31 protein-coding genes and 1 riboswitch are annotated in these 25,573 nt (G+C 67.9%); of the genes, 13 read left to right on the top strand and 18 right to left on the bottom strand.

The genetic code is table 11. The features are described from left to right. The first annotated feature begins 154 nt into the window (after positions 1–154). Positions 155–454 (top strand): hypothetical protein, encoded by a 300-nt coding sequence (locus MFF07_RS00260; protein ID WP_147817335.1) that lies wholly within the window; start codon positions 155–157, stop codon positions 452–454. A 105-nt stretch (positions 455–559) separates the two neighbouring features. On the opposite strand, the gene MFF07_RS00255 is transcribed toward MFF07_RS00260, so the two are convergent. From MFF07_RS00255 to MFF07_RS00240, 4 genes are all read right to left on the bottom strand, one after another. Further along, a complete protein-coding gene (locus MFF07_RS00255; RefSeq protein WP_147817336.1) occupies positions 560–892 on the bottom strand; it encodes a hypothetical protein in 333 nt (110 codons plus the stop codon). Beyond that, positions 889–3,198 (bottom strand): FdhF/YdeP family oxidoreductase, encoded by a 2,310-nt coding sequence (locus MFF07_RS00250; protein WP_238230306.1) that lies wholly within the window; start codon positions 3,196–3,198, stop codon positions 889–891. Before MFF07_RS00250 ends, MFF07_RS00255 begins: the two co-directional genes overlap by 4 nt. 286 nt (positions 3,199–3,484) lie before the next feature. Continuing rightward, positions 3,485–4,564, bottom strand: a complete 1,080-nt coding sequence (locus MFF07_RS00245) for a quinone-dependent dihydroorotate dehydrogenase (protein ID WP_147817338.1) — start codon at positions 4,562–4,564, stop codon at positions 3,485–3,487. After that, entirely contained in the window at positions 4,561–4,917 is a 357-nt protein-coding gene (locus MFF07_RS00240; RefSeq protein WP_147817361.1) for a DUF952 domain-containing protein, read from the bottom strand. The genes MFF07_RS00245 and MFF07_RS00240 overlap by 4 nt, the downstream gene beginning before the upstream one ends. Before the next feature lie 220 nt (positions 4,918–5,137). Here MFF07_RS00240 and MFF07_RS00235 point away from each other — a divergent pair, with 220 nt between their 5' ends. From MFF07_RS00235 to MFF07_RS00215, 5 genes are all read left to right on the top strand, one after another. After that, a complete protein-coding gene (locus tag MFF07_RS00235; RefSeq protein WP_147817339.1) occupies positions 5,138–5,770 on the top strand; it encodes a S24 family peptidase in 633 nt (210 codons plus the stop codon). A gap of 122 nt (positions 5,771–5,892) precedes the next feature. Then, positions 5,893–7,020, top strand: a complete 1,128-nt coding sequence (locus tag MFF07_RS00230) for an ATP-binding protein (RefSeq protein ID WP_238230304.1) — start codon at positions 5,893–5,895, stop codon at positions 7,018–7,020. Between the two features lie 82 nt (positions 7,021–7,102). After that, positions 7,103–8,083 (top strand): TIM44-like domain-containing protein, encoded by a 981-nt coding sequence (locus MFF07_RS00225; RefSeq protein ID WP_147817341.1) that lies wholly within the window; start codon positions 7,103–7,105, stop codon positions 8,081–8,083. A gap of 281 nt (positions 8,084–8,364) precedes the next feature. Next, a complete protein-coding gene (locus MFF07_RS00220; RefSeq protein ID WP_147817342.1) occupies positions 8,365–9,075 on the top strand; it encodes an iron-containing redox enzyme family protein in 711 nt (236 codons plus the stop codon). Positions 9,076–9,281: 206 nt separating this feature from the next. Continuing rightward, complete coding sequence (locus tag MFF07_RS00215; protein ID WP_238230302.1) at positions 9,282–10,109, top strand: GNAT family N-acyltransferase; 828 nt, start codon at positions 9,282–9,284, stop codon at positions 10,107–10,109. An 81-nt stretch (positions 10,110–10,190) separates the two neighbouring features. Here MFF07_RS00215 and MFF07_RS00210 read toward each other — a convergent pair whose 3' ends face one another. The 5 genes from MFF07_RS00210 to xth form a co-directional block, all read right to left on the bottom strand. After that, positions 10,191–10,397, bottom strand: a complete 207-nt coding sequence (locus MFF07_RS00210) for a Trm112 family protein (RefSeq protein WP_147817344.1) — start codon at positions 10,395–10,397, stop codon at positions 10,191–10,193. A 203-nt stretch (positions 10,398–10,600) separates the two neighbouring features. Further along, positions 10,601–11,266, bottom strand: coding sequence for an LON peptidase substrate-binding domain-containing protein (locus tag MFF07_RS00205; protein ID WP_147817345.1), 666 nt, complete (start codon positions 11,264–11,266; stop codon positions 10,601–10,603). A 46-nt stretch (positions 11,267–11,312) separates the two neighbouring features. Further along, complete coding sequence (locus MFF07_RS00200; RefSeq protein WP_147817346.1) at positions 11,313–12,230, bottom strand: thioredoxin family protein; 918 nt, start codon at positions 12,228–12,230, stop codon at positions 11,313–11,315. Between the two features lie 164 nt (positions 12,231–12,394). After that, positions 12,395–12,868, bottom strand: coding sequence for a hypothetical protein (locus MFF07_RS00195; protein WP_147817347.1), 474 nt, complete (start codon positions 12,866–12,868; stop codon positions 12,395–12,397). A 61-nt stretch (positions 12,869–12,929) separates the two neighbouring features. Next, positions 12,930–13,727: an exodeoxyribonuclease III gene (gene xth / locus MFF07_RS00190; RefSeq protein ID WP_238230300.1), complete on the bottom strand. Its 798-nt coding sequence runs from the start codon at positions 13,725–13,727 to the stop codon at positions 12,930–12,932. A 91-nt stretch (positions 13,728–13,818) separates the two neighbouring features. On the opposite strand from xth, the gene MFF07_RS00185 reads away from it, so the two are divergent. Beyond that, the gene (locus tag MFF07_RS00185; protein ID WP_147817349.1) at positions 13,819–14,514 is read left to right on the top strand and encodes a ceramidase domain-containing protein; all 696 of its coding nucleotides are present in this window, start codon (positions 13,819–13,821) and stop codon (positions 14,512–14,514) included. Between the two features lies 1 nt (position 14,515). On the opposite strand, the gene MFF07_RS00180 is transcribed toward MFF07_RS00185, so the two are convergent. Beyond that, entirely contained in the window at positions 14,516–15,340 is an 825-nt protein-coding gene (locus tag MFF07_RS00180) for an alpha/beta hydrolase (protein ID WP_147817350.1), read from the bottom strand. A 68-nt stretch (positions 15,341–15,408) separates the two neighbouring features. Here MFF07_RS00180 and MFF07_RS00175 point away from each other — a divergent pair, with 68 nt between their 5' ends. The 5 genes from MFF07_RS00175 to MFF07_RS00155 all read left to right on the top strand — a co-directional run bounded on the left by MFF07_RS00175 (position 15,409) and on the right by MFF07_RS00155 (position 19,719). Continuing rightward, complete coding sequence (locus MFF07_RS00175; protein ID WP_238230298.1) at positions 15,409–16,263, top strand: site-2 protease family protein; 855 nt, start codon at positions 15,409–15,411, stop codon at positions 16,261–16,263. Between the two features lie 79 nt (positions 16,264–16,342). After that, positions 16,343–16,552 carry a hypothetical protein gene (locus MFF07_RS00170; protein ID WP_147817351.1) on the top strand — a complete coding sequence of 70 codons (210 nt, stop codon included), beginning with the start codon at positions 16,343–16,345 and terminating at the stop codon, positions 16,550–16,552. 98 nt (positions 16,553–16,650) lie between these two features. After that, a complete protein-coding gene (locus MFF07_RS00165; RefSeq protein WP_238230296.1) occupies positions 16,651–16,995 on the top strand; it encodes a hypothetical protein in 345 nt (114 codons plus the stop codon). A 116-nt stretch (positions 16,996–17,111) separates the two neighbouring features. Next, a riboswitch (TPP riboswitch) is annotated at positions 17,112–17,217 on the top strand. A 77-nt stretch (positions 17,218–17,294) separates the two neighbouring features. After that, positions 17,295–19,187 carry a phosphomethylpyrimidine synthase ThiC gene (thiC, locus tag MFF07_RS00160; protein WP_147817352.1) on the top strand — a complete coding sequence of 631 codons (1,893 nt, stop codon included), beginning with the start codon at positions 17,295–17,297 and terminating at the stop codon, positions 19,185–19,187. 187 nt (positions 19,188–19,374) lie between these two features. Continuing rightward, on the top strand, positions 19,375–19,719 hold the full coding sequence (locus tag MFF07_RS00155) for a flagellar protein FlaG (protein WP_147817353.1): 345 nt from the start codon (positions 19,375–19,377) through the stop codon (positions 19,717–19,719). A 140-nt stretch (positions 19,720–19,859) separates the two neighbouring features. Here MFF07_RS00155 and flaF read toward each other — a convergent pair whose 3' ends face one another. Further along, positions 19,860–20,237 carry a flagellar biosynthesis regulator FlaF gene (flaF, locus tag MFF07_RS00150; protein WP_238230520.1) on the bottom strand — a complete coding sequence of 126 codons (378 nt, stop codon included), beginning with the start codon at positions 20,235–20,237 and terminating at the stop codon, positions 19,860–19,862. Positions 20,238–20,410: 173 nt separating this feature from the next. On the opposite strand from flaF, the gene MFF07_RS00145 reads away from it, so the two are divergent. Beyond that, complete coding sequence (locus tag MFF07_RS00145) at positions 20,411–20,662, top strand: hypothetical protein (protein ID WP_147817355.1); 252 nt, start codon at positions 20,411–20,413, stop codon at positions 20,660–20,662. Between the two features lie 110 nt (positions 20,663–20,772). Here the strand turns inward: MFF07_RS00145 and MFF07_RS22455 are convergent, their stop codons facing one another. The 7 genes from MFF07_RS22455 to MFF07_RS00115 form a co-directional block, all read right to left on the bottom strand. Next, positions 20,773–20,895, bottom strand: coding sequence for a hypothetical protein (locus tag MFF07_RS22455; RefSeq protein WP_281407164.1), 123 nt, complete (start codon positions 20,893–20,895; stop codon positions 20,773–20,775). 125 nt (positions 20,896–21,020) lie between these two features. Further along, positions 21,021–21,335 (bottom strand): hypothetical protein, encoded by a 315-nt coding sequence (locus MFF07_RS00140; RefSeq protein WP_147817356.1) that lies wholly within the window; start codon positions 21,333–21,335, stop codon positions 21,021–21,023. A gap of 101 nt (positions 21,336–21,436) precedes the next feature. Continuing rightward, the gene (locus MFF07_RS00135; RefSeq protein WP_238230294.1) at positions 21,437–21,973 is read right to left on the bottom strand and encodes a metallophosphoesterase family protein; all 537 of its coding nucleotides are present in this window, start codon (positions 21,971–21,973) and stop codon (positions 21,437–21,439) included. 55 nt (positions 21,974–22,028) lie between these two features. Further along, positions 22,029–23,120, bottom strand: a complete 1,092-nt coding sequence (locus tag MFF07_RS00130; protein ID WP_238230292.1) for an energy transducer TonB family protein — start codon at positions 23,118–23,120, stop codon at positions 22,029–22,031. A 4-nt stretch (positions 23,121–23,124) separates the two neighbouring features. After that, positions 23,125–23,625, bottom strand: a complete 501-nt coding sequence (gene tolR / locus MFF07_RS00125) for a protein TolR (protein WP_238230290.1) — start codon at positions 23,623–23,625, stop codon at positions 23,125–23,127. A 138-nt stretch (positions 23,626–23,763) separates the two neighbouring features. Beyond that, positions 23,764–24,456, bottom strand: coding sequence for a MotA/TolQ/ExbB proton channel family protein (locus MFF07_RS00120; RefSeq protein ID WP_147818024.1), 693 nt, complete (start codon positions 24,454–24,456; stop codon positions 23,764–23,766). Between the two features lie 106 nt (positions 24,457–24,562). Further along, a complete protein-coding gene (locus MFF07_RS00115; protein WP_373322206.1) occupies positions 24,563–25,051 on the bottom strand; it encodes a Tat pathway signal protein in 489 nt (162 codons plus the stop codon). Positions 25,052–25,573 lie beyond the last annotated feature (522 nt).

Raw genomic sequence — 25,573 nt, 5'->3', positions numbered from 1 at the left:
CGTGCGTCACGTTTCGCGCACACCGGAAATCCTACGTAAACAGATGATATATTTCACTAAAATTGGCGTTTAACGCCGAAACTGCATGCCATCCATGAAGCTTTTGTGACAGTCTGCGACACAGTGTTCGTCGGATGTCAGGAGCCATGCAAAAATGCGGATCATCCTTCCTTTCGCAGCCAGCGTCGTGTTCGGAGCCGTCATCGCAACGGCAGCGCACGCCGCGCCTGCCTTGCCGCAGCCGGATCTCATCCGTGGCGACACCGTCACGGTGGTGGACTGGTCTCCCAGCACGAGCCACTGGGACCATCACTTCCATTCGCATCAGGATCCGATGCGGTACCGTGAGCAGACCGAAGCCGAACGCCGGATGCAGCGGGGCGAGACGCAGGTTCGCAATCCGAACTGGACCGGCTATCGGCCATACGGCGGCAAACGGGTCGGTCGGTACTGAGGAAGCCTGAACAGTAAGCGACTGCGGGCGGCCTCGACCGGACACGTCTTGACGACCCGGCCGGAACTGAGCTCCAGCGCTCCCGATAACGTCGAGAACGAGGCTTCAGGAGTTGCGGCTGTGCTCGCGCGCGGCTTCGCTGCGGAGGGCGCGGAGCAGCATCTGCCCCTCCTCGGTCGCCTCGTAGTGGCAGCGCTGCGTGCGCGCGTTGCGCGCCGTCGTCGCGAGCAGGCCGAGATCGACGAGGATTTCGAGCGCTCGCAGCACCAGGGCATGCTCGAGGGCGAAGACACGCGCGAAGCTGCGCGTGTCCGCCGCGAGCTTTAGCGACAGGCCGGCGAGCAGGCCGGCCTCCAGCGGCGACAGGTCGGAGCGCAGGGCCGCGATCGTGTCCGTTGCGGCCAGAAACGTTTCCGCGTCGGCGGGGGGCTCGCTCATGCGGCCTTGGCGGCAGTTGTGCGAGCGCGGATCTTGACCAGAACCGACTTCGAAGTGGGGGTGTCCGAGAGTTCGCCGAAGCTCGACAGCGGCACCAGCACATTCAGCTCGGGATAGTAGCCGGCCAGACTCCCGCGGGGCATGTCGAACGGCACCAGGCGGAAATCCTCGGCGACGCTCTCTTCAGCACCGTCGCCAGCGCGGATAATGTCGACGCGATCGCCTGCCCGGGCCCGCAGCGCCGCGCAGTCGTCGGGATGCGCGAACACCACCCGGCGCTCGCCGTAGACGCCGCGATAACGGTCGTCGAGGCCGTAGATCGTCGTGTTGTACTGGTCGTGACTCCGAAAAGTCTGGAGCACGAAGGTGTCCGCGGTGCCGGCTGCCCTCTGGTGCTCGGTGGCCACTGGAAGTGGCCCCGACGAGAAACCTGCCTTGCCGCTGGCGGTCTCGAAGACGCGCTCGGCGGCGAGGTTGCGCAGCATGAAGCCGCGCGGGCGGCGGACCCGCAGGTTGAAGCCGGTGAAGCCGGGAATCGTCTTCTCGATGAGGTCGCGGATGCCGTCGTAGTCGTCGGCGAGCGCAGCCCAATCGACATGGGCGGAGCCGACGGTGGCCGCGGCCATGCCGGCGATGATGCCGATCTCGGAGCGTAGTTCGGGTGAGGCCGGCTTGTTGATACCGCCCGAGCCGTGGACCATGCTCATCGAATCCTCGACGGTCACGATCTGGACCTTGCCCTTCGTGTTCCGGTCGATCTCGGTGCGGCCGAGGCAGGGCAGCAGATAGGACACGCGGCCCGGCAGCAGGTGCGAGTGGTTGAGCTTCGTCGCGATGTGGACGGTGAGTTCGCAGGAGGCGAGCGCCTTGGCCACCAGCGCCGTGTCCGGCGTTGCGCGGGCGAAGTTTCCGCCGAGCCCGATGAAGGCTTTCGAGGACCCGTCGAGCATCGCGCCGATGGCGGCGAGCACGTTGTGACCGTGGCGGCGGGGCGACTTGAATCCGAACTCGCGGTCGAGCGCGTCGAGGAAGGCGGCCGGCGGCTTCTCGTTGATGCCGACCGTGCGGTCGCCCTGCACGTTCGAATGGCCGCGCACGGGGCAGAGGCCGGTGCCCGGCTTTCCGATCTGGCCGCGCAGGAACATCACGTTGGCGATCTCGCGGACCGTCGCGACGGAGTGACGGTGCTGGGTCACGCCCATGGCCCAGGTGGTGATGACCTTCTCTGCACCGAGATAGACGTCGGCGGCGGTCTCGATCTGCTCGCGGGTCAGGCCGGACTGGTCGAGGATAGCCTCCCAAGTGGTCGCGTCGACGGCGGCGCGGTAGGCCTCGTAGTCCGAGGTCTGGCGGCGCAGAAAGGCGCGGTCGAGGAGAGAGGGCCGGCCAGAGGCCAGCTCGACATCATCCCGCTCGAACACGACCTTCGCGATCCCGCGAAACGCCGCCATGTCGCCGCCGAGGCGCGGCTGGAAGTAGTGGCTCGCGATCGGCCGGCTCGCGCCGCGCAGCATCTCGACGCTGTTCTGCGGATCGGCGAAGCGCTCGAGCCCACGCTCGCGCACCGGGTTGAAGGCCACAACCCGCGCGCCGCGCTCGGCGGCGCGGCGCAGATCGGCCAGCATGCGCGGATGGTTGGTGCCGGGGTTCTGGCCGACGACGAAGATCGCATCCGCCTTCTCGAAATCCTCGAGCAGCACCGTGCCCTTGCCGACGCCGATGGCGTCGACGAGCCCGATGCCGCTGGCCTCGTGGCACATGTTGGAACAGTCGGGAAAATTGTTGGTGCCGTAGTGGCGCGCAAAGAGCTGATAGAGATAGGCGGCCTCGTTGGAGGCGCGGCCGGAGGTGTAGAACTCGGCCCGGTCGGGATGGTCGAGGCCGCGCAAAGTCGCGCCGATCTCGGCGAACGCCTCGTCCCAGGTGACGGCGACGTAGCGGTCGCTCGCCGCGTCGTAACGCATCGGATGCGTCAGCCGGCCCTCGCCTTCGAGGGCGTAATCCGTCCATTCCCGAAGTTGGGTGACGGTGTGTTTCGCAAAAAACTTCGGAGGCGTGCGCTTGTCGGTCGCCTCCCAGGAGACCGCCTTCACGCCGTTCTCGCAGAACTCGAACGACGAGCCGTGGGCCGGGTCACCCCAGGCGCAGCCGGGACAGTCGAAGCCGTCCGGTTGGTTCGCCCCGAGCAGCGCGCGGGCCCCGGAGAGCGGCGCGCGGCTCTTCAGCAGGTGCTTGCCGCAGCTCTTCAGTGCGCCCCATCCGCCGGCTGCGGACGAACGCTTGGGGCTCGTTTCGGTGCGGTCCATGGAGGTCCGATCGCGGATGTCGGAGAAACGTCTCGCCCGCCGGGCCGTCGCGCGACGGTCGCGCGGAAGAGCCTGGGAACACGACCGGATTTAACAGTTCGCATTTGCAAAATGATTGCCGTCCAACCATGGGACGCCCATGCCGAAAACGCATGGATCGGACATTATTCTGCTGGAGGTGCCTGTTTTTGGAATAATTCGACGGCGATCGGCCACCGCGGTCGCAGCGCGTTGGGCGTAGACTCGCGATGCCGAGGTCGAACTGTTCCGATCGGGCTGAGCAGGCCTAACCTGCGCCCTCGGCAAGCGATGCTGCGTCGCGCCCGACGACCTTGTCGAGTGCCGGCAGCCTCTCCGCACTCAGTCTTGCCGCCAGTCCGGCCTTGATCGACTCGACAAGCCCAGGCCCCTCGTACACCAGCGCAGAATAGAGCTGGATGAGGCGCGCCCCAGCTTGGATCTTGATCCAGGCAGCTTCTGCCGAATCGATGCCGCCGACGCCGATCAACGGAATCTGATTGCCGACCCGCAAAAAGGTCTGGGCCAGAAGCCGCGTCGAGGGCGCGAAGAGCGGCCGACCGGAGAGGCCGCCAGTCTCGGCCGCAGCGCCTCGCTCGGTAAGCGTCACCGGCCGGGCGATGGTAGTGTTGGAAACGACAAGCGCCTCGACGCCACGCCGGAGAGCCGTCGCCGCCATCGCGTCGAGGGCATCGAGGGTGATGTCGGGGGCAATCTTCACCAGAACCGCCGTACCGGCCGAGACCTCGTCGCGGGCGGCGATGACACGGGCCAGGAGCTCGTCGAGGAAGGCCTCGCCCTGAAGGTCGCGGAGGCCCGGCGTGTTGGGAGAGGAGATGTTGACCGTGATAAAATCGACGAGCGGTGCCAGAGCCCGCGTGCACGACACGTAGTCGGCGAGCCGGTCGGCCGCATCCTTGTTGGCGCCGATATTGACGCCGACGATCCCTCCCCGCCCCCGTCGCGCACGCAGCCGGTCGGCGACGACATCGACGCCCTCGCTGTTGAGGCCGAACCGGTTGATGACGGCGCGGTCGCCAGCGAGGCGAAACACCCGGGGCTTTGGGTTGCCCGGCTGGGCCTTCGGCACCACGCCGCCGACTTCCACGAAGCCGAAGCCGAGGCCGAGCAAGGCGTCGGGTACCCGCGCGCCCTTGTCGAAGCCCGCCGCGAGGCCGACCGGATTCGGGAAGGTCTTGCCGAACAGCTGCACAGCCAGAAGCGGGTCGGAAGCGGGCGGAGTGCGCGGCGGCAACAGCGACAGGGCACGGAGCGTCAAATCGTGTGCGGTCTCGGCGTCGAGCCCGTGCAGGATCGGCTTGGCGAGGGGAAACAGCGCGCCGATCATGCGCCCAGCCCGTCCGTGACCATCACCGGAAAGGCATGGGAGCCGTCGGACCCGAGACGCAGGTCGTGGACTGCGCGCACGGCGCTCAATGGAAGTTCGCCGTAGAGGTGTGGAAACAGGTCGCCGCCGCGTGAGGGCTCGAAGCGAAGGGCCTGTCCCAGCGCCTCGACGTCCACAGCGACGAGCAGGAGATCGTCGATCCCCGCGAAGTGGCGCGCGGCCGTCTCGACCGCCTGGGCGGCGGTGGAGAAATGGATGAAGCCGTCCGCCTGGTCGATCGGCGCCCCGCTGAAGCAACCGGCGGCTTCAGCCTGGAGCCACAGAACACGCGGGCAGATCTTGTAGATGAGCATTCGGGACCTCTCTCGCGGGCGGCGCAAGCGATTAAGCCCGGTGGCCGGCACTCGCAACCGATGAAGATCAATCAACCGAAAGACCATCTTTTTCCGCACGACGTCACGTGCGAGGATCGCGGCCGTTTCGTAGGCTCCCCGCATTGCATTCGGCTCGCCTTAGTTCTACTTTCCTAGTTCTAGGCCGGCGTTCTTAGCCGGCCCGACCTGACGAGTCCCTATGCTCTCGCACGACCAGATCTGGATGGCGATCGACCGTCTGGCCGAGCGCTACGGCTACTCGGCATCCGGGCTCGCGCGACGAGCCGGACTCGATGCCACCAGCTTCAACCGCTCGAAGCGGATAGGACCGGACGGTCGCAAGCGTTGGCCCTCGACCGAATCCGTCTCGAAGGTGCTCGCCGCGACCGGTGCCAGCCTCGATGATTTCCTCCGCCTGATCGTTTCTCGCGACGGCCCGCTGCGCAGCATGGTGCCGCTGATCGGCATGACGCAGGCCGGCGCCGGGCGTCTCTTCAACGATGAGGGCATGCCCGCGGGTGGGCCGGGCTGGGAGGAGATCGAGTTTCCCGATCTCGGCGGTGACCGCGCTTTCGCGCTGGAGGTGCAAGGCGATTCGATGGCACCGCTTTACCGCGACGGGGACGTGCTGATCGTCTCGCCGACCGCGAGCGTGCGGAAGGGCGACCGCGTCGTGGTACGCCTTTCCTCGGGCGAGGTGCTGGCGAAAGAGCTGCGCCGCCGCACCGCCCGAACGGTGGAGCTGGCCTCCCTCAATCCCGAACACGAGGACCGTGCCGTGCCGGTGGCGGAGATCGCCTGGATGGTGCGGGTCATGTGGGTGCGCCAGTAAAGCTGCCGGCCACTGCCTTGTGCCGCGCCTTGGGCATTGCAGCGAATGCGGGTATCGATCGCGACGACGCGAACTCGTCCGAGCCGTGCAGGCGTGACGAGATACAATCAGGAAGCGCGGCCATGCCATTGCCTGACGCCATGCCATCGCCTGACGTGGACGGCACTTTTGAGGTGGGGGATGCCGGCCTGGCAGCTCATGCGCTCGCGCTTCTGACGGCGTCGCCGGTTCCAGCCTTCGTCGTCGCCGACGGCGTGATTACGGCGGTCAATCCGGCGCTCGCGACGCTCAGCGGCCATGCGGCGGAAGAACTCGTCGGCGGCGGCATCGAGGTGTTGCAGACCAGGCAGGGCGACCATGCCGCCTGGGCGGTCCTACGGGAAGCGGTCGCGGCCGGCCGGACCGCTGGCGCCGACCTGCTCTGCCTGCGCAAGAACGGCTCCTCGTTCTGGGCCGCGATCCAGGTGGCGCCCCTCGGTACCCCCCCCGTACTGATCGGACAAGTCGTTGATATCACACGACGTGTCGACGCCGAGGGCGCGCTGGTCCTGTCGCAGCAGCGCGAGGCGCTGGGGCTGCTGACGAACAGCGTGGCGCACGAATTCAACAATTTTCTGCAGATCCTGATCGGCTATGTCGACGGGCTGAAGCGCCGGCTCGCCGACCGGCAGGAGCCCTTCATCCAGCGGGCCGTGACCCGCTCGACGGAGGCCGCCGAGCGCGCGGCGATCCTGACCCGCCATCTCCTCACCCATTCGCGCCGGATCGCACCGGACGTACGGGCGGTCGACCTCGACGCTTTCATCGATTCGATCGCCGAATCGCTGCGCGCGGCACTGCCGCCACGGATAGACCTGGTGTTCGCCACGACGCATGACATGGTGCCGGCCCTGTGTAATCCGACTCAGGTCGAACTCGCGCTCCGGCACATCCTGGCGAATTCCGCCGAGGCGACCGCCGGTTCCGGCGCCATCACCGTCGCGACCTTCGCCGTCGCGCCGGGCGACCGTACGTTGCAGCGGCCCTCGGACGGCGCCGTCGGCATCGCCGTCTCGGATCGCGGGCACGGCATGTCGCCGGAGATGCTGACCCGGGCGCTTGCGCCGTTCGCCACCAGCCGCGAGGCCGGCCGCGGCGTCGGGCTCGCCATCGTGCACGGCCTGATGAAGCGGCAGAACGGCACGGTTTCACTGGAAAGCCGGCCCGGCGAGGGAACGACGGTGCGGCTGATCTTCCCGGCCGCACCTTGAAACGGGACTAAAACTTAAATCGGCACGTCCCCATATAAGAACGGGCGATTTCCGCCCGGCTCGGATTTTTCAGAGGATGTCCATGGCAACCCCAACCACCGGTCGCAGGCGCATGGCGACCATGCTCGCCCTTGCCGCAGCGCTGGCGGTCACCGCCGCTCCGGTCGTCGAGGCCCGTCCCGGCGGCGGTGGCGGCGGCTTCGGCTCGCGGGGATCGCGCACCTTCAGCCCGCCGGCGGGCACCAGCACCTCTCCCGGCGCCACCGCGCCGATCCAGCGCTCGCAGACGTCGCCGAGCCCCGGCATGGGCAATCCGGGCATGCAGGCCGCTCCGGGGCGCCGCTTCGGCGGAGGCTTCTTCGCCGGACTTCTCGGCGCGGGCCTTCTCGGTGCGCTCGTCGGCGGCGGCTTCTTCGGGGGCCTCGGCGGGATCGCGTCGTTCCTCGGCCTGCTCCTGCAGGTCGGCCTGCTCGTCGGCCTCGTGATGCTGGCGGTCCGGTTCTTCCGTCGCCGCCAGGGTGGACAGCAAGCCGGCCAGCCGGCCATGGCCGGGAACGCGCCCTACGCCCGCTCGAACCTCGACGGTGCGGGTGCAGGCATCGGTGGAGCCGGCATGGGCGGCGCGGCACCCTACGGCGGTGGCAGTGCCGCCCCGCGGGCGCAGCCGGTGAACGTCGAGCCGGCCGATTTCGAGGCCTTCGAGCGCACGCTCGGGGAGGTGCAGACCGCCTATGGCCGCGAGGATCTCGGCACCCTGCGCCGGGTCGCGACTCCGGAGATGGTCGGCTACTTCGAGGAGGAGCTTCGGGGCAACGCCCAGCGCGGCGTCGTCAACCGCATCTCCGACGTGAAGCTCCTTCAGGGCGACCTGTCGGAAGCCTGGCGCGAGGGCAACGTCGAATACGCCACCGTCGCCATGCGCTTCGCGCTGACGGACGTCACCATCGAGCGCAACTCGCAGCGCGTCGTCGAGAATGGCCCGTCCGAAGCCAAGGAGTTCTGGACCTTCGCCCGCGAGCGCGGCGGTTCCTGGCTGCTCTCCGCGATCCAGCAGGGCCGCTGAGCGCAGACCGTCGCAACGACCGTATCGATACAGGGCGCCGGAGCAATCCGGCGCCCTTTTTCGTGGCCGTCGATCCACAGCAGAGATTCAATCTATGAACGAACATATAACCTAGAGTGACTTATTGCACAACCAAAGATAGATAATGCAGATCACAGGTAGATTTTTTTGGACGCGACCGCCTAGGGTGGCCTAGCCTCCAGGTCGTTCGGAGGCACCGGCAACGGCGGGGACGGCCCTGCCCCGGTAGCGGTATCCGACGCGAGAACCAGGAGAGTGGAATGGGTGAAGCTGCCGTCGATCTGTCACCGCGCGGCGTCGTCGCGGATCTGCGCAACGAACTCGACCGGCTCGTCGCGGGCCTGGACCAGGAGCCGGCGATCAAAGCTTTCAAGGACGGTTCGGCCGAGAAGGACCTCTACGTCGCCTTCCTCGTGCAGACCCGTCACTACGTCGCGCTGACGGCGCCCTGCCTCGAAGCCGCCGGCCGCCGGCTCAAGGAGCTCGGCGAACATCCCGAACTCGCCGACCTGTTCTTCCAGAAGGCCGACGAGGAGGCCGGCCACGACATCCTCGTCGACGACGACCTGCGCACGCTGGGCCTCGATCCCGAGGCGACGCTGGCGGCACATCCGCCCGGCGAATGGATCACCGCCTACAACAGCTGGATCACGGCGGCGACGAACGGGCGCCATCCGGCGGCCTTCCTCGGCAGCGCCTACATCCTCGAAGGGCTGGCCGTCGAGCGCGCCGGCAAGGTGGCGAAGGCGCTGGTGGCGTCGAGCAACATCCCGAAGATCGCCGACGCCGTCACCTTCCTCGACCTCCACGCCGAGGCCGATATCGGCCATGTCGACGATCTCGAACGCATCCTCGCCAACCTCGAAGATCCCACCGAGCGCGACGCCATCGTCATGACCGCGGCGGCCACGCGGGGCGCCTATCTCGGAATGCTCGACGAGGTCGCGCGGACACGGGCGACGGCGCACTGAGTCTCGGGACACACGACGAGCGACACCACACGATCGTCATTCCAGGGCTCGCCGAAGGCGAGAACCCGGAATCCGCCGAAGACGCCGAGGCCTGAGACGACGCATCCCACCGTAGATTCCGGGTTCCGCTATGCGGACCCGGAATGACGGTCGGCGCGCCCCGATCACGGGCCGGGCTCGGCAAGGCCGCAGATTGCAACCGGGCAATGTCGACGAGCGATTCCACCACCGGCTACCGCGTCGCCAAGGCCTGCACGGTGGCCGAACTCGACGACGCCGCACGTGTCCGTTGGCAGGTGTTTTCCGACGCGATGCAACTCGCGCCGGGCCTGCTACCGGCTCTTCGGGAAATCAACGGCTTCGACGTCCTCGACACGACCGACAACTTCGTCTGCTACAGGGGCGAAGAGGCGATCGGCACGATCCGGCTGCTGCGGCCGAACCCGGCCGTGGCCCGCGTCCAGAAACTGCCCCTCGGCCTGCCGCTCGAACTGCAATGCCGAATCGACGACATGCCGCCCCGCGCGCATGTGGCGGAACTCGGCCGGGCGGCGATCCTGCGCGAACACCGGGGCTCGCCGGCCATCGGCAGGCTCTACAGGGCGGCCTACGAGGCCTCCCGCCGCGACGGCATCACCCACTGGATCGGTTTCAGCCTCACCGAGACCGACCTGCGTGCCGACACCAACATCGTCCTGGCGATCCTGGGTGAAAAGGGCCGCACCGCCTCGCGACCCTGCCTGCGCTCGACGCTTCCCGAACCGGACCACGTCCCGTGCCGGCCGTTCTATACCGAGGAGCAGCGCCGCCTCGCGGCGGAGGGCTCGTTCGACACACTGCCGCTGCCGGCCATCGTCCGCTTCCTGCTCGGCCTCGGCCTGAGCTTCGTCGGTCCGCCGATCTTCGAGCCGACCTTCAAGGAATACGGCCTGCCGATCATACTGCCGCTCGACGACTTCGCCCGGTCGATCTTCGGGCGGCGGTGTATCGGGCGGGCGGCGCCGGCCGAGCCGGACCGGAATGCGGCGGCTTGACGTAAAAATTCCCAGCGGCGCAGAGCACGCCCCCTCTCCGCAAGCGGGGCGAGGGGGATGCGCGCGCAAGCTGCGAAAATCTCAATCCGCCAGCGACCGCGCCTCTTCCGGCAGCATGATCGGGATGCCGTCGCGGATCGGGTAGGCGAGCTTGGCGGAACGGCTGATGAGCTCCTGGCGCGTGGCGTCGTAGTCCAGCGATTCCTTGGTCAGCGGGCAGACCAGGAGTTCGAGGAGCTTGGGATCGACGCGGGTCGCCTCGACCGGCTGGGTGGTGTCGTCAGTCATGGTGGCAGGTTCCGATGGAAACGGAGCGGCTATAGCGCGGGCGACGGGCAGGCGCGCGGGAAAAGACGAAGACGGTCCCGCCATCTGTCATTTTAGAGTGGCGAAGCGGGGCCCGGAATCTACCCGAGCCGCCGCTTCCGGTCATGGATTCCGGGTTCTCGCCTCTGGCGAGCCCCGGAATGCCCCACGCGTCGCCATAAGAATCACTGCAGGGTCGGTTCCGAGCCGTCGCCGCGCACCAGTTCCATCTCGGTGACCGCGACCAGCACCTCGGCGCGGGTCTTGAGATCGGGCGCTTCCAGCATGGCCTGCTTCTCGCGCACGCCGAACGGACTCATCATGCAGAGCGCGTTGACGAGAGCCTCGTTCGGGGCTTCCTCGATGCCGGCCCAATCGACCTTGAGGTCGTTGGCCTCCACGAACTCGCGCAGGGCCTTGAGCACCGCCTGCCGGTCAACGGCCTCCTCGCCGGCCCGCGGCTCGAAATCCGAGGCAAAACCGTCATAGGAGACCTGGCAGCGGCGGTAGCCGGTGGCGGCGATCTCGCTCTCGACGCGGAAGCGGGCGACGCCCGTCAGAGAGATCAGACAGCGGCCGTCGCCGGTCTCGGCATATTGCGTGATGCGGCCGGCACAGCCGACGCGGTAGAGCCGCGGCGCCATCGGCGGGCCGCCGCCGTCGGCTTCGGGCTGGATCATGCCGATGATCCGATCTGTGCGCAGCGCGTCGTCGACCATGGCGAGATAGCGCGGCTCAAAGATGTTGAGCGGCATCTGTCCACGCGGCAGCAACAGCGCACCCGGCAACGGAAACACCGGGATGATGGCCGGGCAATCCCCCGGCGACTTGTAGCCCGAATGCAGGCTCATCGATTCGCATCCCCGAGGCGACGGTTGGACGTGCGCCCGCCAGCGCTCACGAAAAGATCAGGGTCGAAAGCTGGCGCCGCCCGCGAATCGCCGCGGGATCCATCAAACCCCAGGCCTCGAAGAACTGCAGCAGCTGTTTGCGCGCAGCTTCCTCGTTCCAGGTACGGTCGCGTCGGGCGATGGCGACGAGCTGGTCGACGGCCTCGTCGCGCCGTCCGTTGGCGTTGAGGCCGAGCGCCAGATCGAACCGCGCCTGATAGTCGTCGCCGTTCGCCTCGACCTTCTGCTCGAGAGCCGTGAGATCGCCGAGGCTTTCGGCCTGCTCGGCGAGTTCGAGGGCGGCCCGCACGCCGGCGAGCGCCGGGTCGGCGGCCTTCTCCGGCGGCACCATCTCGAGCACCTGCCGAGCGTTGGCCGGCTGGCCCAGATCGAGCTGGCCCTTGGCGAGACCGGCATAGGCGCGGACGTTGTCGGGCTCTTCGCGGATGACGTGGGTAAAGATTTCGGAGGCCTGGGCGTGGTCGCCCGCGCCGGCGAGCCGGTCGGCCTCTTCGAGCAGCTGGTCGATCTCCGAGGGACCGATCAGGCGCATCACGAAGGCCTTGACGTCGGCCTCCGGCACCGCGCCGCTGAACATGTCGACCGGGCGGCCGCGATCGAGGGCGATCACCGCAGGAACGCCTTCGAGGCCGAGCTGCTGGCCGATCTGGCTGAACACGGCCGGGTGCTCGTCGACATTGAGCCGGACGAGCTTCACCTTGCCGCCGGTTGCCGCGACGATCCGTTCGAGAACCGCCGAGAGGGCCTTGCAGGCAGGCGAGCGCGGCGACCAGAAATCGACGAGGACGGGCTGATTCATCGACTCGGTGATGGCGTCCTGCCGGAAGCCCGCCGTCGTCGTATCCTTGACCACCCCGCCTGGAGCGCCCGGCCGGGCACCGGTCGCGGGTATGTCAGTGAGCATGGAACCCTCGGGTCAAATTGCGTGTTTCGGCGTTCGAGCGCTTAGATGGTGTAGCGGCCGGCCCCTGACCAGCCTGCACAGTCGCGCATCCCCGATGCGGAGCCTCAGGGCTTGGGCGCATCCTTGGACTTCGCAGGCGCATCGTTGGACTTCGCAGGCGCAGTTCAGGGCTTCGCAGGCGCCTCTTTAGGCTTCGCGTCGGTAACGAAGGTGCCGGCGTAGGTCTTGCCCTGCGAGGTCGCCTCGCAGGTGATCGCCGACTTGCCGGGCGCAGGCGTCGAGAAGCGGCAGGCACCGACGGCCGGCGCCGGGGAGCGGGCGATTCCCTCCTTGCTCGACTGGCCGGGCGTAACAAGGTTGATCGGCTGCAATTGCTCGGTCAGCTCGGTCGCCTCCTGCACGGCGCCGCTGCCGGCAAAACTCAGGGTCTGCCCGTCCCAGGCCGCGAAATCGAAGCTGGTGCGGTTGCCCACGACCGAATTGGTCAGGCTTTCCTTGCAGTTCTGCGTGATGTCGAGGCCGGCGATGACCAGCTTCTCGCAGCGCCCCTCCATCTTGACGGCGGTCTGGGCCTGGGCGGTGCCGGCGGAGGCCGCGAGGGCGGCACAAATGAGGGCGGTGTGAAACATCGTCGTCATGGCGTGAAAATCCGTTCCTCCGGAATCGTTGCGCTGAGTTCTGGTGTCGGCGGCCCGGCTTTCAAGCCGCGGCACTGAGCGCCACCGTCACAGGCACGTGGTCAGAGGGCTTTTCGAGGCCGCGCAGGTGCTTCTGCACCGAGGCCGAGACCAGCCGGTCGGCGGCCTGCGGCGAGAGCAGCAGGTGGTCGATGCGGATTCCGGCGTTCCGCTGCCAGCAGCCGGCCTGATAGTCCCAGAACGTGTAGAGTTCCGTTCGCGGGTCGCAGGCGCGGACCGCCTCCGTGAACCCCTCCGCGAGCAGTGCGCGGAAGGCGCGGCGGGTTTCGGGCAGAAAGAGCGCGTCCTCCGTCCAGGCCTCGGGGTTGGCGGCGTCCTCCGGCATCGGGATGACGTTGTAGTCGCCGGCCAGCACCAGCGCCTCCTCGGTCTCCATCAGCCGGCGCGCATGCAGCCGCAGCCGCTCCAGGAAGGCGAGCTTGTAGGTGTATTTCGGACCGGGAGCCGGGTTGCCGTTCGGCAGGTAGATCGAGGCGACGCGCACCGGCAGCGTGTCCTCCCCTACCACCAGCGCCTCGAGATAGCGCGCCTGCTCGTCCTCCGGGTCGCCGGGGAGCCCGCGCAGCACTTGGGTCATCGCGAGCGGCCGGCGCACCAGCAGCGCGACGCCGTTATAGGCCTTCTGCCCGAGGGTCTCGACGGCGTAGCCTGCCGCCTCGATCTCGTCGCGCGGGAAGCCGGTATCCTGGCATTTCAGCTCCTGCAGGCAGACCACGTCGGGCTGCGCCTCGTCCAGGAAGGCGAGGAGGTGGCCGAGCCGTTGCCTGATCGAGTTGACGTTCCAAGTGGTGATCCACATCGGGTCCGGTACCAGCCGCTTCGGGTGAGGCGACCGTCATCGGGCCTTCGCGCCGCGCTGGCAAGGCGCGGAGCGCGGAGGGCTCTGGACGATGGATGCTTCCTGGTTCGCGCCGGTGATGGCCTATTGCGAACGCCTCGACGGTGGTTTCTGGGCCGAGCCGCTGAACGCCGTCTCGAACGGCGCCTTCCTCGCGGCGGCCGGCGTCGCGGTGCTGCGCGAGCGCAGATGTGAGCATCGCGATCCGGCGGCACTGGTGCTGGCCGCCCTGGTGGCTTTGGTCGGGATCGGCTCGTTCCTGTTCCACACCCTGGCCAACCGCTGGTCGATGCTGGCCGACGTGATCCCGATCGGCCTGTTCATCTACGCCTACCTGCTCCTGGCCCTGCGCCGCCTCCTCGGCCTGCCGAGCCTGTTGGCGGCCGCGATCACGCTGGTCTTCGCCGCGGTCAATCTCGGCTTCGGCGCCATCGCGGATTCCGTGCTCGGGCAATCGAGTGCGGCGCTGACCAACGGCTCGATCGACTACGTGCCGGCGGTGCTGGCCCTGCTCGGCGTCGGCGGCATCCTGGCGGCGTCTGGAATATCCGCGCGCCGGAGCGCGGGGCTGTCGCTGCTCGGCGTCGCGGCGCTGTTCCTGCTCTCGCTGACCTTCCGCACGATCGACCGGAGCGTTTGCGCCGCGCATCCTGGGGGAACGCACTTCCTCTGGCACCTCTTGAACGCGCTCGTGCTGTACCTGCTGATCGCCACGGCACTCCGCTTCGGCGAAGCCGAATCCGGATGAACTATCGGCCAGCCCCGCAAGGCACCGGGATCGTCCCCCGAAACAGCGCCTCGGCCTCGCCGTCGCGGCTGCCGAGGATCGACACGTGGTCGCCCGGGATCAGCTCGATCCGCGCCCGCGGCCCGGCGGCCGAGGCCAGCTCGCGGGCAAGCGCATCCGGCACGATGTTGTCGTCGTCGCCCTGGACGATCAGCACCGGCGCGCTGCCGTGCGCGATGCGCAGATCGGAGCGGTAGGTGTCGAGCAGAAACAGGCCCGAGGGCACGTAGGGGAAATGCACCCGCACCACGTGGCTCATCGAATCGAACGGCGCTTCGAGATAGAGGCCGAGATGCGGCCGGCTCTCGGCCACGGCCACCGCGACGGCGGCCCCCAGCGAGTGGCCGTGGAGCAGCACCGGCGCGCCGGGCGCCTTCTCGGAGACGAAGCGGTAAGCCGAGAACCCGTCCTCGATCAGCCCGGTCTCACTGGGCGATCCGGTGGAGCCGGGATAGCCGCGATAGGCGATCGAGAGCACGCCCCAGCCCGCCTCCCGCCAGGGCGAGCCGGCGAAGCGCGCCGCATGCGGCCCGGGAAACGAGGCGTTGCCATGAAAGCTGAGCACGACGCCACAGCCGGGTCTGGGCGCCGACCACAACCCGTGCAGCCGCTCGCCGTCGGCAGTCGTCAGCGTGACCGCCTCGGTCCCAGCCGGCACGGCGTCGTCATGCGGAAACGCCATGAAGGCGCCCGGATAGATCAACCGGCGCTGGTAGAACGCCAGCACGCCGGCCGCCGCCCCGTAGAGGCAGAGGATGGCGACGAGCAGGTATCCGAGGATGCGCATGGCCCCGCCAAGCTCACGAACCACGGCGTGCTTACACCGCCTCGCACCCCTTCCCAAAGAGAGGGCGGATGCCCAAAGACAGGCCGGACCACCAAAGACATGGCGGATCGGGCACATTCTCGCCCACCGCCGACGCCGGAAGCCGGGTGACCATGGTGCAGATGCCGCGATCGGGTGAGGCGGGCGACGCCGCCATCCCGAGCTTCAACTTCCTGATGATCCTGCTGACCTTCGCGGGCACGGGGTTGGCGATCCAGTTCGGCCTCGGCGGCCAGAAGGGCCTCGCCTTCGTCTTCGTGCTGGCCGGCTGGGTTCTCTCGCTCTGCCTGCACGAGTTCGGCCACGCCTTCGTCGCCTGGAAGGGCGGCGACCACGCGATCGCCGGCACCGGCTACCTGACGCTCGATCCGCGCCTCTACATCGATCCGCTGACCTCGATCGTCCTGCCGGTACTGTTCACGATCCTCGGCGGCATCGGCTTTCCCGGCGGCGCGGTGTTCGTGAACCGCGATCTGCTGCGGTCGCCCATGTGGCAGTCGGCGGTCTCGCTGGCCGGCCCGGCCATGAATCTCGCCTTCCTGGTGTTCCTGGTGCTGCTCTACGGTCTCGCGAGCGAGGATGCCGACACGATCCGCGCGGTGCTCGCCGTCTCGGCGCTCTATCAGGCCACCGCGATCGTCCTGAACCTGCTGCCGATCCCCGGCCTCGACGGCTACGGCATCATCCGGCCGTGGATCCCCGACGGCGCGCGCGAGGCCGGCGACCAGATCGGCCGCTATAGCGGCCTCGTCATCACCGGGCTGTTTCTGCTCTCCGGTGCCTTCACCCGCGCGATCTTCGGAGCCGGCCTCACCATCACCGCCAGTTTCGGCTTCTCGCCGCAAGACGTGGTGACGGGTTACCGGTTGATGCGGCTGTGGTAGGAGATCTCGACAGCAGAGTGGAGACGAGAGGATGCTCTATTCTGTAAGTCTATAATAAGAATTCTTAGGGACGATGACGATGGGCGAACATCACAAGGACGCATCCGCCGGGGTCGCGCAGGCGCTGTTCGACGGCATGAGTCCGGCAGAGCAAGCCGAAGTTCAGGCCGAGGCGGATAGCAAAGGCGTGAGCGCGGTAGAGATCGTGCGCCTGTCGCTCGACATCCTGATCGCCGAATCCAACCCGTCAGCCCCCAAAGGCCGGATCGTCAAGACGTCGGGCAAATGAGGTTCGAGAGACTTACGCCGATGTGTCCTCGAATCGATCGCCATAGAACTGCGACGGCTTTGGCGGTTTCGCTTCATGTCCTGGCGCTTTCTGCGTTGGTGACGCCCCTCGCGTCCCATGCACAGGTCGTGGAAGACGGCTCGGATACGGCCATCGGCAAGGCGAACGCGCGCATCGTCCTCGACCTGATCGGGCAGCGGTTCGAAGAGCTCGCTCCGAAGGTGACGTCCCTGCGCAAAGCCGAGGGCTCGTGGATCTGCGGATCGGTCAACGTGAAGAATCGGGACGGCCTCTATTCGGGCGAGCGGGGTTTCGTGGTCGATCTGTCCAACGCGTTCTTCGGCCGGGTTCCGGACGGGCCGGAGCTTCTGAACCCGCGCGCCGAGGGGTTTCAGGCCATGGAAGAGATCCGGCAGATCTACTTCAAGATGTGCATGGACTGAGGGGCCGTCCCGGCATCGTCATCTCGAGGCCGGGGGAAATGCCGTTTAGCCGGACGACCTCGACATCCAGCTCTCACCGTCCGCATTGACAAAACGCGCCCGGACTCCGACTCTGGAACCGTTCCGAGGGGAGCCCCGATGGGGGCTGAGATTGGGCGCGTCGCCCTGACCCTTGAACCTGATCCGGCTCGTACCGGCGGAGGGACGGGAACAGACGGCCGGCGCTCGACAGCGCGCCGCCCTTCTTGCCGTATCGTCGCCGCCGCGCGGGTCGTCTCCAACGCCAGGAGCGACACACGATGAACGCACCCGTCCGTCCCAAGGACCTTCCGAACGGTACGCCCGCCAGCGTCACCACCGGCCCCATCCAGGGCTCGCGCAAGGTCTACGCCACCGTTCCCGGCCGCGACGACATCACGGTGCCGTTCCGCGAGATCGTGCTGAGCGATCCGAACGAGCCCTCGGTCCGGGTCTACGATCCGTCCGGCCCCTATACCGAGACCGACATCCGCATCGATCTCGAAGCCGGCCTGCCGCCGGTGCGCGAGGCCTGGATCGCTAAGCGCGGCTACGCCACCGTCACGCCGCGCGCGGTGAAGCCCGAAGACAACGGCTTCGCCTCCGAGGACAAGCTCGTCGCCCCCTGCCCCGCCGAGCGGGTGATCCGCCGGGCCGAGCCCGGCCAGCGCGTGACGCAATACGAGTTCGCCCGCGCCGGCATCGTCACCGAGGAGATGATCTACGTCGCGCATCGCGAAAACGCCTGCCGCGATCAGATGCTGGAGCGCGCCCACGAGGCGCTCGCCGACGGCGAGAGCTTCGGCGCCTCGGTCCCGCCCTTCATCACGCCCGAATTCGTCCGCGAAGAGATCGCCCGCGGCCGCGCGATCATTCCGGCCAACATCAACCACCTCGAACTCGAGCCGATGGCGATCGGCCGCAACTTCCTGGTGAAGATCAACGCCAACATCGGCAACTCGGCCGTCACGTCGTCGGCCGCCGACGAAGTCGAGAAACTGGTCTGGGCGACCCGCTGGGGCGCAGACACGGTCATGGACCTTTCGACCGGCCGCAACATCCACAACATCCGGTCGTGGATCGTGCGCAACTCGCCGGTCCCGATCGGCACCGTGCCGATCTACCAGGCGCTGGAGAAGGTCGGCGGCGATCCGCTCAAGCTCGACTGGGAGGTCTTCAAGGACACGCTGATCGAGCAGGCCGAGCAGGGCATCGACTACTTCACGATCCATGCCGGCGTCCGGTTGGCGCACGTGCCGCTGACGGCGCGGCGCACCACCGGGATCGTCTCGCGCGGCGGCTCGATCATGGCGCGCTGGTGCCTCGCCGGGCACCGCGAATCGTTCCTCTACGAGCGCTTCGACGAGATCTGCGACATCATGCGGGCCTACGACGTGTCGTTCTCGCTCGGCGACGGCCTGCGCCCCGGCTCGATCGCCGACGCCAACGATGCGGCGCAGTTCGCAGAGCTGGAGACGCTGGGCGAGCTCACCAAGATCGCCTGGGACAAGGGCTGCCAGGTCATGATCGAGGGTCCCGGCCATGTGCCGATGCACAAGGTCAAGATCAACATGGAGAAGCAGCTCACCGAATGCGGCGAGGCGCCGTTCTACACCCTCGGCCCGCTGACCACCGACATCGCACCGGGCTACGACCACATCACATCCGGCATCGGCGCGGCGATGATCGGCTGGTTCGGTTGCGCCATGCTCTGCTACGTCACGCCGAAAGAGCATCTCGGCCTGCCGAACCGCGACGACGTGAAGACCGGAGTCATCACCTACAAGATTGCCGCCCACGCCGCCGACCTCGCCAAGGGCCACCCGGCCGCGCAGCTGCGTGACGACGCCCTCTCGAAGGCCCGGTTCGACTTCCGCTGGGAGGACCAGTTCAATCTCGGCCTCGATCCGGATACCGCCCGCGCCTACCACGACGAGACCCTGCCGAAGGACGCCCACAAGGTCGCCCATTTCTGCTCGATGTGCGGCCCCAAATTCTGCTCGATGAAGATCACGCAGGACCTGCGCGCCGACGTCCTCGCCATGGAAGAAGCCGGCATCGTGATCGGGCAGGCTCAGCCGATGAGCGACGCCGAGCGCAAGGCGGGCATGGCGGCGAAGTCGCAGGAATTTCTGGCCGAAGGCGGCAAGCTCTACGTCGAGGCTGCCGAGTAGCCCCGATCACCGGATCGGCGTGTCCGGCAGGGCGCGCCGATCCGATTTCCGTAGAAATGTCCGGACGCCGTTAACGCAATGGAAGCACTGCTCTGGGTCGCCGGGGGATAAGCGGGCTGCGTTAAGAGTCGGATGACTCCGGACGATGAATCCTTCGACGTAGCCCCTCGCAATCCGGGAGCATGTCATGGATCCGATCCGTCCCGTCACCTCTCCGCCGCCGATCGCAGCCGTCGATCCGCCCACCCGCGCGGCCGATACCGGCGACGCGCGTGGCAGCGGGGATCGCACCCTCGATCCAGCCGTCTCGGTCGATATCAGCCCGGATGCCGGGAAGGCCAGGAAGGCCGACACCGAACGTCGCGGCTTCGAGCGTGACGGCGACAGCCGATCCCTCGTCTACCGCGTGACCGATACGATCAGCGGCGACGTGATCGTGCAGATCCCGAACGAGATCATCATCAAGGCGCGGGTCTACGGACGCGATCCGAATCCGCCCGTCACCGGCGCAAGAGTCGAGAAGCGCGCCTAGAGCAGGCTGCGAAAAAGTGGCGACGGTTTTTCGCGCGAAGCCTGCTCCGAACTTTTGCGTCGATCACGTTTTCTGCGTTTCGGTCGATCCGATCGAAACGCCGCGTGATCTCAGCGGCGCGCTTCCGAGGCCATCGCGGATCAGGTGGCCGACGGCACCGGGCTGCCCTGCAGGCCGGCCGCGAGGTGGTGATTGAGAGAGATGAGCGCATCGAGCTTACGGGCCGACGGCTCGATCATCGCATCGATGATGGTGCGGAACACGAATACCGCGATGTTGGTGACGTTCTGACGGATCTCGTCGGGCAGCGGATTGGCCGGATCGGCGACGGCGCCGGCCAGGATCGCCCAAACCTTCTGATTGAACATCAGCGCTTCATTCAGGCCGGCCGAGCTCGACAGATCCTGTCCGGAGAAGGCCTGAAGTCGCCCCGCGGCCTTCAACAGCACCGCAGCCTCGGCCTCTCTCGGCGTCAAGGCGCTGCGTGCAACCCTTGCGTAAGCGTTGGCCCCTTGCATCATCGCCCCGACGTCTCCCCGACCGCACGGTTGGCCCGTCCGGTGTATTCGGATCTGACATGCCGGATGTTAAAATTTCGGCATCATCGCGCCGCCTGCCGCAATGGTGCCGGCTTGGTGCGCCATAGCCCGGGCGAGAGCGTGCGGCTCGATCGAGCCTGGACCCGGCTTGCATGACAAATTTTCTGCTCGGTCTCTTGGCCGGCAGCCTCATCGCCTGCGTCGCGACGATTTCCGCGACCCGCCATCCCGAGATCCAGGCCCGCCTCGGGCTGGTCCCGCCCGCGCAGGCCGCCCTGGTGGAGCCGCCGACCCGCAAAGAGGTCCGTTGCGTGGTTCCGGCGAAGACCGACCCGTTGCAGGCGACGGCTGCGCAGGCCGATGCGCTCTTTTCCCGGCGCCGGTTCTGGTACGTCGCACCCTGACGGTGATCGCTAGGCGTCGCGCCCGACCCGGACGTATCGGCCGGGTATCGAACCTCTGTTCTGAAACGATTTCTTATCGCCCGGCCGATGCTCGCGCGGCCGGAAGCCGCTCAGAAGCTGCGGACGAGGAACATCAGCATCGTGGTCGCGGCCGTCGTGCTGAGGAATCCGCATAGGGCTGCGGCGAAGGACGGGGCGGTCGGGAGCGTGTCGGCGGTGCTGGCGGTGTTCATCGTGATGCTCTTGAGGTCGGTGCGGTGAGCGGATCGGGGCAGGTAAGGTCGTGACGATGGCGCAATCCCGGCCGCTCGGGCGTGTGGGGACGCACCCGACCCTGACGGCAGGGCTGAAGCCGGGCTCAATCGCAACGATTTACGCGCTTGGCCAAGCGAAGGTTTCGCAGCTCGCTGCGGATATCGATGGACGTGACGGCGCTGCCGCAATCCTCGAACGCGCCCTGCGCGTCGTGATAGCGGTCGCCGACCTCGTCGAGGGTTTCGCAGACGCGGTCGTGGTTGCCGAGGCGCGCCTCCTGGCGGGCCTGATAGCGCAGCGCGCTGGCCTCCTCGATCTTGCGCTGACCGTCCACGCAAGACGGGAAAGCGAAGGCGGGGGCGGCGATCGTCGCGAGAAGGGTCGCGGCGAGGCCGGCGGAGAGGATCGTGTGACGCATGATCGGACACTCGAGGCGGTGACTGCGGGATCGGTCCGACGCCGTCACCGACGGCGAGACCAATTGTTGCGGTTCCGAAGCGATGAACGGTCAAGCTGCTGTTAGGTTCCGCGTTTTTCGGGTGCCGTCTTCGCAGTGCGGGGGCGGCGCGAGGTCAGCACCGAATCGAGTGTCACCGGCCGGAACCCCATCGGATCGACGCCGACATCGTATTGGCGCGGAATCGGCGTGAGCCGGCCGTGTGAATGGCCGTGCAGGTTGAGCGCGCCGCGTCCCATGCCGTTCCAAGTGCGGAACGCATAATGGCACAGCACCAGCCGCCGCCCCTCGACCTCGATCTCGGCATAATGCCCGACCGAGGACCAGCCCGGCGCCGCGACGGTCGCCGGCCCGTCGTTGTTGCCGATGATCAGGTGTTTTCGGCCGGCCAGCGCAGAGAGCAGCGCATGGATCCGCTCCGGCGGCGGCCCGAGGACAAAGTCGCCGAGATGCCAGACCTCGTCGTCGGGCCCGACGACCGCATTCCAGGCCTCGACCAGCGCGGCATCGTGCGCGGCGAGATCGGGAAAGGGCCGGCGGTCAATGCGCAGGCCCCTGGGATCACCGAAATGCGTGTCGCTGGTGAAATGGACGGCCACGGCCACGCTCCAGCCCGATCGACGGTAACGTGGCCGCGGCCGCTCTGCTCCGCGGTCAGCCGCCGGGGCTGAAGCGAAGCGGCACGGTCACGGAGAGGCTCGACCCGCCGAAGCCGGCGGGGGCCGCGGGCAGCGAGCCACGGACGGCGGCGAGCGCCGCGCTGTCGATCGCGCCGACTCCGCTGCTGCCGGCGAGCCCGGCCCCGCTGACGGCGCCCGATCGGCTCACGGTGAACCGCACCGTGGCGACCCCACCGGAGGTCCCGGCCGCGGCGTTGCGGTTCATGCGGCCGCGGATCGAGGCCGCGATCGCCGCCTTCCAGGCCGCCATGGCGTTCGGATCGTTGCCGCTGGCGCCCGTGCGGCCTCCGCTCGAAGCCGACGAGGATTGCGAGGAATTCTGCCGGCCGGTGGCGGCGGTCGCGGCCGCCGCGCGGCGGGCCGCATCCTGCTTCGAGCGAGCCTCCGCCGCAGCGGCCCTGCGGACCTCCCGGGCGGCTTCGCGCGCTGCGTTGCGCTTGGCTTCCGCGGCGGCCTCGCGCCGCTCCTCGATCACCTCTCGGCGCTTCGCCTCGAGGATCGCCTTGCGCTTGGCCTCCTGCTGGGCCGCGATCTTGGCGAGATCGGGCTTCGGCGGCTCGACGGGCTTCGGCGGCTCGGGAGCCTGCGCGATCACCGGCGGAGGCGGAGGCGCGAGCGGCTCGGCCTCGGGCGCCTCGGAGGTGATGATGGAGTCCTCCGGCGGCGGCGGCACCACGTCGGGCGGCGTCTCGGTCTGGACCTCGGCGACGTCCGGCGGCTTGACCTCGTCGGGAGGAAGCTGCGCGGTCTCTTCCGGCTTCGCCTCGGTCGGCGTTTCCGCGACTTCGGGCGCCGTCGCGTCGGGCGGATCGCCGACGGGCTTGGCCTCCTCCGGCGCCTCCTCGGAGGCGGCCTGCTCGGACGGCGCCTGCGTCTCCGTCGCCATCATCTCCGGCGAGAGATCGATGGAAATCTGCTGCTCGCCAGGCGGCGACGGCGGGTTGAGATGCAGGAACATCAGGCCGACGAGCGCAGCGGCGTGGAATACCAGCGCCACGGCGAGAGCCGCGAGCAATCCGCCCTGGCCACCACGAGCGGGATCGGCTGTTGAAACGGACGTGGTCATGATGTCAGCGCACCGCCCCGCCGGCCGGTGCGGCTGCTGCCGGCGCCGCGGGGGCGGCCGCAGGCGCGGCGGCTCCCGGCGACTGCGCGATCAGCGAAACCTTGGTGAAGCCGGCCTGCCCGACCAGACCCATCACTTCCATGATCTTGCCGTAGGGGACTTCCTTGTCGCCACGCACCAGCACCACCTGCTCGGGGTTCTGGGCCTTGAGTTCGCGCAGGCGCGGCATCAGCGTCTCGGCAGTGAAGCCGTCCTTGGCGATGAAGGGGTGACCCTCCTTGTCGATCGAGACTTCGAGTGGCTTCTGAGCCTGCGCGACCTTGGCGGCCGTGGTCTTCGGCAACTGCACCGGCACGCCGGTCGTCATCAGCGGCGCGGCGACCATGAAGATGATCAGCAGCACCAGCATCACGTCGACCATCGGCGTGACGTTGATCTCCGACATCGGGGTCGCGTCGAGGCCGTCCTCGTCGTCTCCGCCACTGCGGATCGAACCCATCGCCATGCTGTCTACCCTCCTGGGCGTCGGCGGCGCCGCATCGGCAGCCGCAACAGATATCCGAAGGCGACCTCGACCCCGAATCGGATCGATCGGTCGCCGGTGCTCGCGCGTCCCGCCGGGGGCCGGCCCGGCGAAGGGGCGCTACTCGGCGGCGGCGCGGCTCGCCCCGCGCTCGCGGGCGAGGCGGTTGCCGAGGATGCCGATTCCGGAGACGAACGAGGACTGGATGCGAGCGACGTCCCCGCTGAGCTTGTTGTAGGCCATCACCGCCGGGATCGCGACGACGAGGCCGATCGCGGTGGCGAACAAGGCCTCTGCGATGCCGGGCGCCACCACCGCGAGACTGGTATCCTGGCTCTTCGCGATGGACGAGAACGAATTCATGATGCCCCAGACCGTGCCGAACAGGCCGATGAAGGGTGCGGTCGACCCCGACGTCGCCAGGAGCGGCAAGCCGCTCTGCAGGCGCTTTACCTCCAGCGTGAGGGCACCGCGCATGGCGCGTTCGATGCGGTCGCGGCGCTCGGCCCGGCTCTCGGTCTGGTCGTGATCGCGCCAGGCTTCGAGCGCGGCCTGGACGACATGGCCTGCGATGCCCTTGGCGTTGCCGTCGAGCGCGCCGCCGGTCTGGACCAGCGTATTGAACGACTTGGCCTGGCTGCGGGCACGCGCGAGCCGCACGATCTTCTCGAACACCACCGTCCAGCACGCGATCGAGGCGATGATCAGCACGACCATCACGCCCTTCACGATCGGATCGGCCTGGAGGAACAGGCCGATGAACGAGAAATCGTGCGGGACCGACTCGATCGGCGGGAGGGGAGTGGGATCCATGGTCGGGCTCCTCAATGACGGATCACGGGCGACGTGGGCCGTCTCCGGTCCACGTCAACGGTTCCGCGCCGGACCGGTCGTCGGCCGGGCGGATGCTTGGGGTGCGCTAGCGAGCGAACTCGGCGCTGGTCTTCGTCGCCGTCTCGATGCGTTCGAGGCAGCTCTCGCGGTTGGCGTCGCCGCCCTCGCAGGCGAGGACGTCGTTGAGCAGGACGCGGCCGATCTTCGGGCAGGCGATGGCCGGGAAATCGAACAGGCGCACCACGGTCTTCTTCTCCTGGACAGGGCCGAGTTCGACCGCGAGGCGCTTCTGCGCCACACCCTCGGTGTCGAAGGCGAACAGGTCGACCTTGAGCGACTTCAGTGCCGTCCCCTTGCCGTTGTCGACGAGCAGATAGGTGCGGCAATTGTCGCCGGCGGGTTCGAGCCGGTTCAGTTCGAGCTTCAACGACGGCCCGGTCGCAGCGGCCGGCTTGGCGTCCTGTGCGAAGGCGGGCGCCGTCAGCGCACCGGCGAGCAGGCATCCTGCGGCGGCGGCACGCCCGGCACGACGAAAAAGCTGTCCGTTCCTGGCCACTTCGAATCCCTGAACCACGATGGCTGTCCTCCTCTCAACGGCGGCCCTTGAGCGAGCCTGCCTTGTCGAACCTGTCCTCCCGCCGGACGTCCGCCCCTGGGGCGGGAACGCGGCGGATCGGTACGGCAGCAGTCCAGCGGACCGGATCGCCTTCGCCCGAACCGATCCCCAGCCCCCTGAGCCGGCGGGTATGTCGCGCGGGTCCTCGGCACCGTATGCAGCGGAAGCCGGAAACGGCCTCCCGAGGAGCGATGGATCGAATGAGCAGGACTATCCGGCGCTGCCGAGGGCGGCGTCGGTGTCTGGCCGTTGCACTAACCGAGAAGAGGGAAAGCAATCAAGAGCGGCCGCGAATGTCAGAGTGATTCCAAACTGTTATTGAATAGCTGCGTCGCAGCACCGGAACGGCATTGCCTAAAGATCCCGAGTCTTGCGGCCCGATAACCCTGAGTGCACTGCGCTGCGTCGGCACAGGCGGGCGGGCCTGATCGGCAATGCCGAAGGCTCTCGCCTGATTCGATACGGGAGACCAAGTCGGCC

The sequence above is a fragment of the Methylobacterium thuringiense genome (assembly GCF_022179645.1).
GTDB classification, from domain to species: domain Bacteria; phylum Pseudomonadota; class Alphaproteobacteria; order Rhizobiales; family Beijerinckiaceae; genus Methylobacterium; species Methylobacterium thuringiense.
Note: the sequence above shows the minus strand (reverse complement) of the source record. Positions and strands in the feature narration are given on the sequence as shown.

Excerpts from the sequence above, each read along its gene's own strand:
- MFF07_RS00260 (WP_147817335.1), top strand. The coding sequence starts at position 155 with ATGCGGATCATCCTTCCTTTCGCAGCCAGCGTCGTGTTCGGAGCCGTC.
- MFF07_RS00255 (WP_147817336.1), bottom strand. The coding sequence starts at position 892 with ATGAGCGAGCCCCCCGCCGACGCGGAAACGTTTCTGGCCGCAACGGAC.
- MFF07_RS00250 (WP_238230306.1), bottom strand. The coding sequence starts at position 3,198 with ATGGACCGCACCGAAACGAGCCCCAAGCGTTCGTCCGCAGCCGGCGGA.
- MFF07_RS00245 (WP_147817338.1), bottom strand. The coding sequence starts at position 4,564 with ATGATCGGCGCGCTGTTTCCCCTCGCCAAGCCGATCCTGCACGGGCTC.
- MFF07_RS00240 (WP_147817361.1), bottom strand. The coding sequence starts at position 4,917 with ATGCTCATCTACAAGATCTGCCCGCGTGTTCTGTGGCTCCAGGCTGAA.
- MFF07_RS00235 (WP_147817339.1), top strand. The coding sequence starts at position 5,138 with ATGCTCTCGCACGACCAGATCTGGATGGCGATCGACCGTCTGGCCGAG.
- MFF07_RS00230 (WP_238230304.1), top strand. The coding sequence starts at position 5,893 with ATGCCATTGCCTGACGCCATGCCATCGCCTGACGTGGACGGCACTTTT.
- MFF07_RS00225 (WP_147817341.1), top strand. The coding sequence starts at position 7,103 with ATGGCAACCCCAACCACCGGTCGCAGGCGCATGGCGACCATGCTCGCC.
- MFF07_RS00220 (WP_147817342.1), top strand. The coding sequence starts at position 8,365 with ATGGGTGAAGCTGCCGTCGATCTGTCACCGCGCGGCGTCGTCGCGGAT.
- MFF07_RS00215 (WP_238230302.1), top strand. The coding sequence starts at position 9,282 with ATGTCGACGAGCGATTCCACCACCGGCTACCGCGTCGCCAAGGCCTGC.
- MFF07_RS00210 (WP_147817344.1), bottom strand. The coding sequence starts at position 10,397 with ATGACTGACGACACCACCCAGCCGGTCGAGGCGACCCGCGTCGATCCC.
- MFF07_RS00205 (WP_147817345.1), bottom strand. The coding sequence starts at position 11,266 with ATGAGCCTGCATTCGGGCTACAAGTCGCCGGGGGATTGCCCGGCCATC.
- MFF07_RS00200 (WP_147817346.1), bottom strand. The coding sequence starts at position 12,230 with ATGCTCACTGACATACCCGCGACCGGTGCCCGGCCGGGCGCTCCAGGC.
- MFF07_RS00195 (WP_147817347.1), bottom strand. The coding sequence starts at position 12,868 with ATGACGACGATGTTTCACACCGCCCTCATTTGTGCCGCCCTCGCGGCC.
- xth (WP_238230300.1), bottom strand. The coding sequence starts at position 13,727 with ATGTGGATCACCACTTGGAACGTCAACTCGATCAGGCAACGGCTCGGC.
- MFF07_RS00185 (WP_147817349.1), top strand. The coding sequence starts at position 13,819 with ATGGATGCTTCCTGGTTCGCGCCGGTGATGGCCTATTGCGAACGCCTC.
- MFF07_RS00180 (WP_147817350.1), bottom strand. The coding sequence starts at position 15,340 with ATGCGCATCCTCGGATACCTGCTCGTCGCCATCCTCTGCCTCTACGGG.
- MFF07_RS00175 (WP_238230298.1), top strand. The coding sequence starts at position 15,409 with ATGCCCAAAGACAGGCCGGACCACCAAAGACATGGCGGATCGGGCACA.
- MFF07_RS00170 (WP_147817351.1), top strand. The coding sequence starts at position 16,343 with ATGGGCGAACATCACAAGGACGCATCCGCCGGGGTCGCGCAGGCGCTG.
- thiC (WP_147817352.1), top strand. The coding sequence starts at position 17,295 with ATGAACGCACCCGTCCGTCCCAAGGACCTTCCGAACGGTACGCCCGCC.
- MFF07_RS00155 (WP_147817353.1), top strand. The coding sequence starts at position 19,375 with ATGGATCCGATCCGTCCCGTCACCTCTCCGCCGCCGATCGCAGCCGTC.
- flaF (WP_238230520.1), bottom strand. The coding sequence starts at position 20,237 with ATGCAAGGGGCCAACGCTTACGCAAGGGTTGCACGCAGCGCCTTGACG.
- MFF07_RS00145 (WP_147817355.1), top strand. The coding sequence starts at position 20,411 with ATGACAAATTTTCTGCTCGGTCTCTTGGCCGGCAGCCTCATCGCCTGC.
- MFF07_RS22455 (WP_281407164.1), bottom strand. The coding sequence starts at position 20,895 with ATGAACACCGCCAGCACCGCCGACACGCTCCCGACCGCCCCGTCCTTC.
- MFF07_RS00140 (WP_147817356.1), bottom strand. The coding sequence starts at position 21,335 with ATGCGTCACACGATCCTCTCCGCCGGCCTCGCCGCGACCCTTCTCGCG.
- MFF07_RS00130 (WP_238230292.1), bottom strand. The coding sequence starts at position 23,120 with ATGACCACGTCCGTTTCAACAGCCGATCCCGCTCGTGGTGGCCAGGGC.
- tolR (WP_238230290.1), bottom strand. The coding sequence starts at position 23,625 with ATGGCGATGGGTTCGATCCGCAGTGGCGGAGACGACGAGGACGGCCTC.
- MFF07_RS00120 (WP_147818024.1), bottom strand. The coding sequence starts at position 24,456 with ATGGATCCCACTCCCCTCCCGCCGATCGAGTCGGTCCCGCACGATTTC.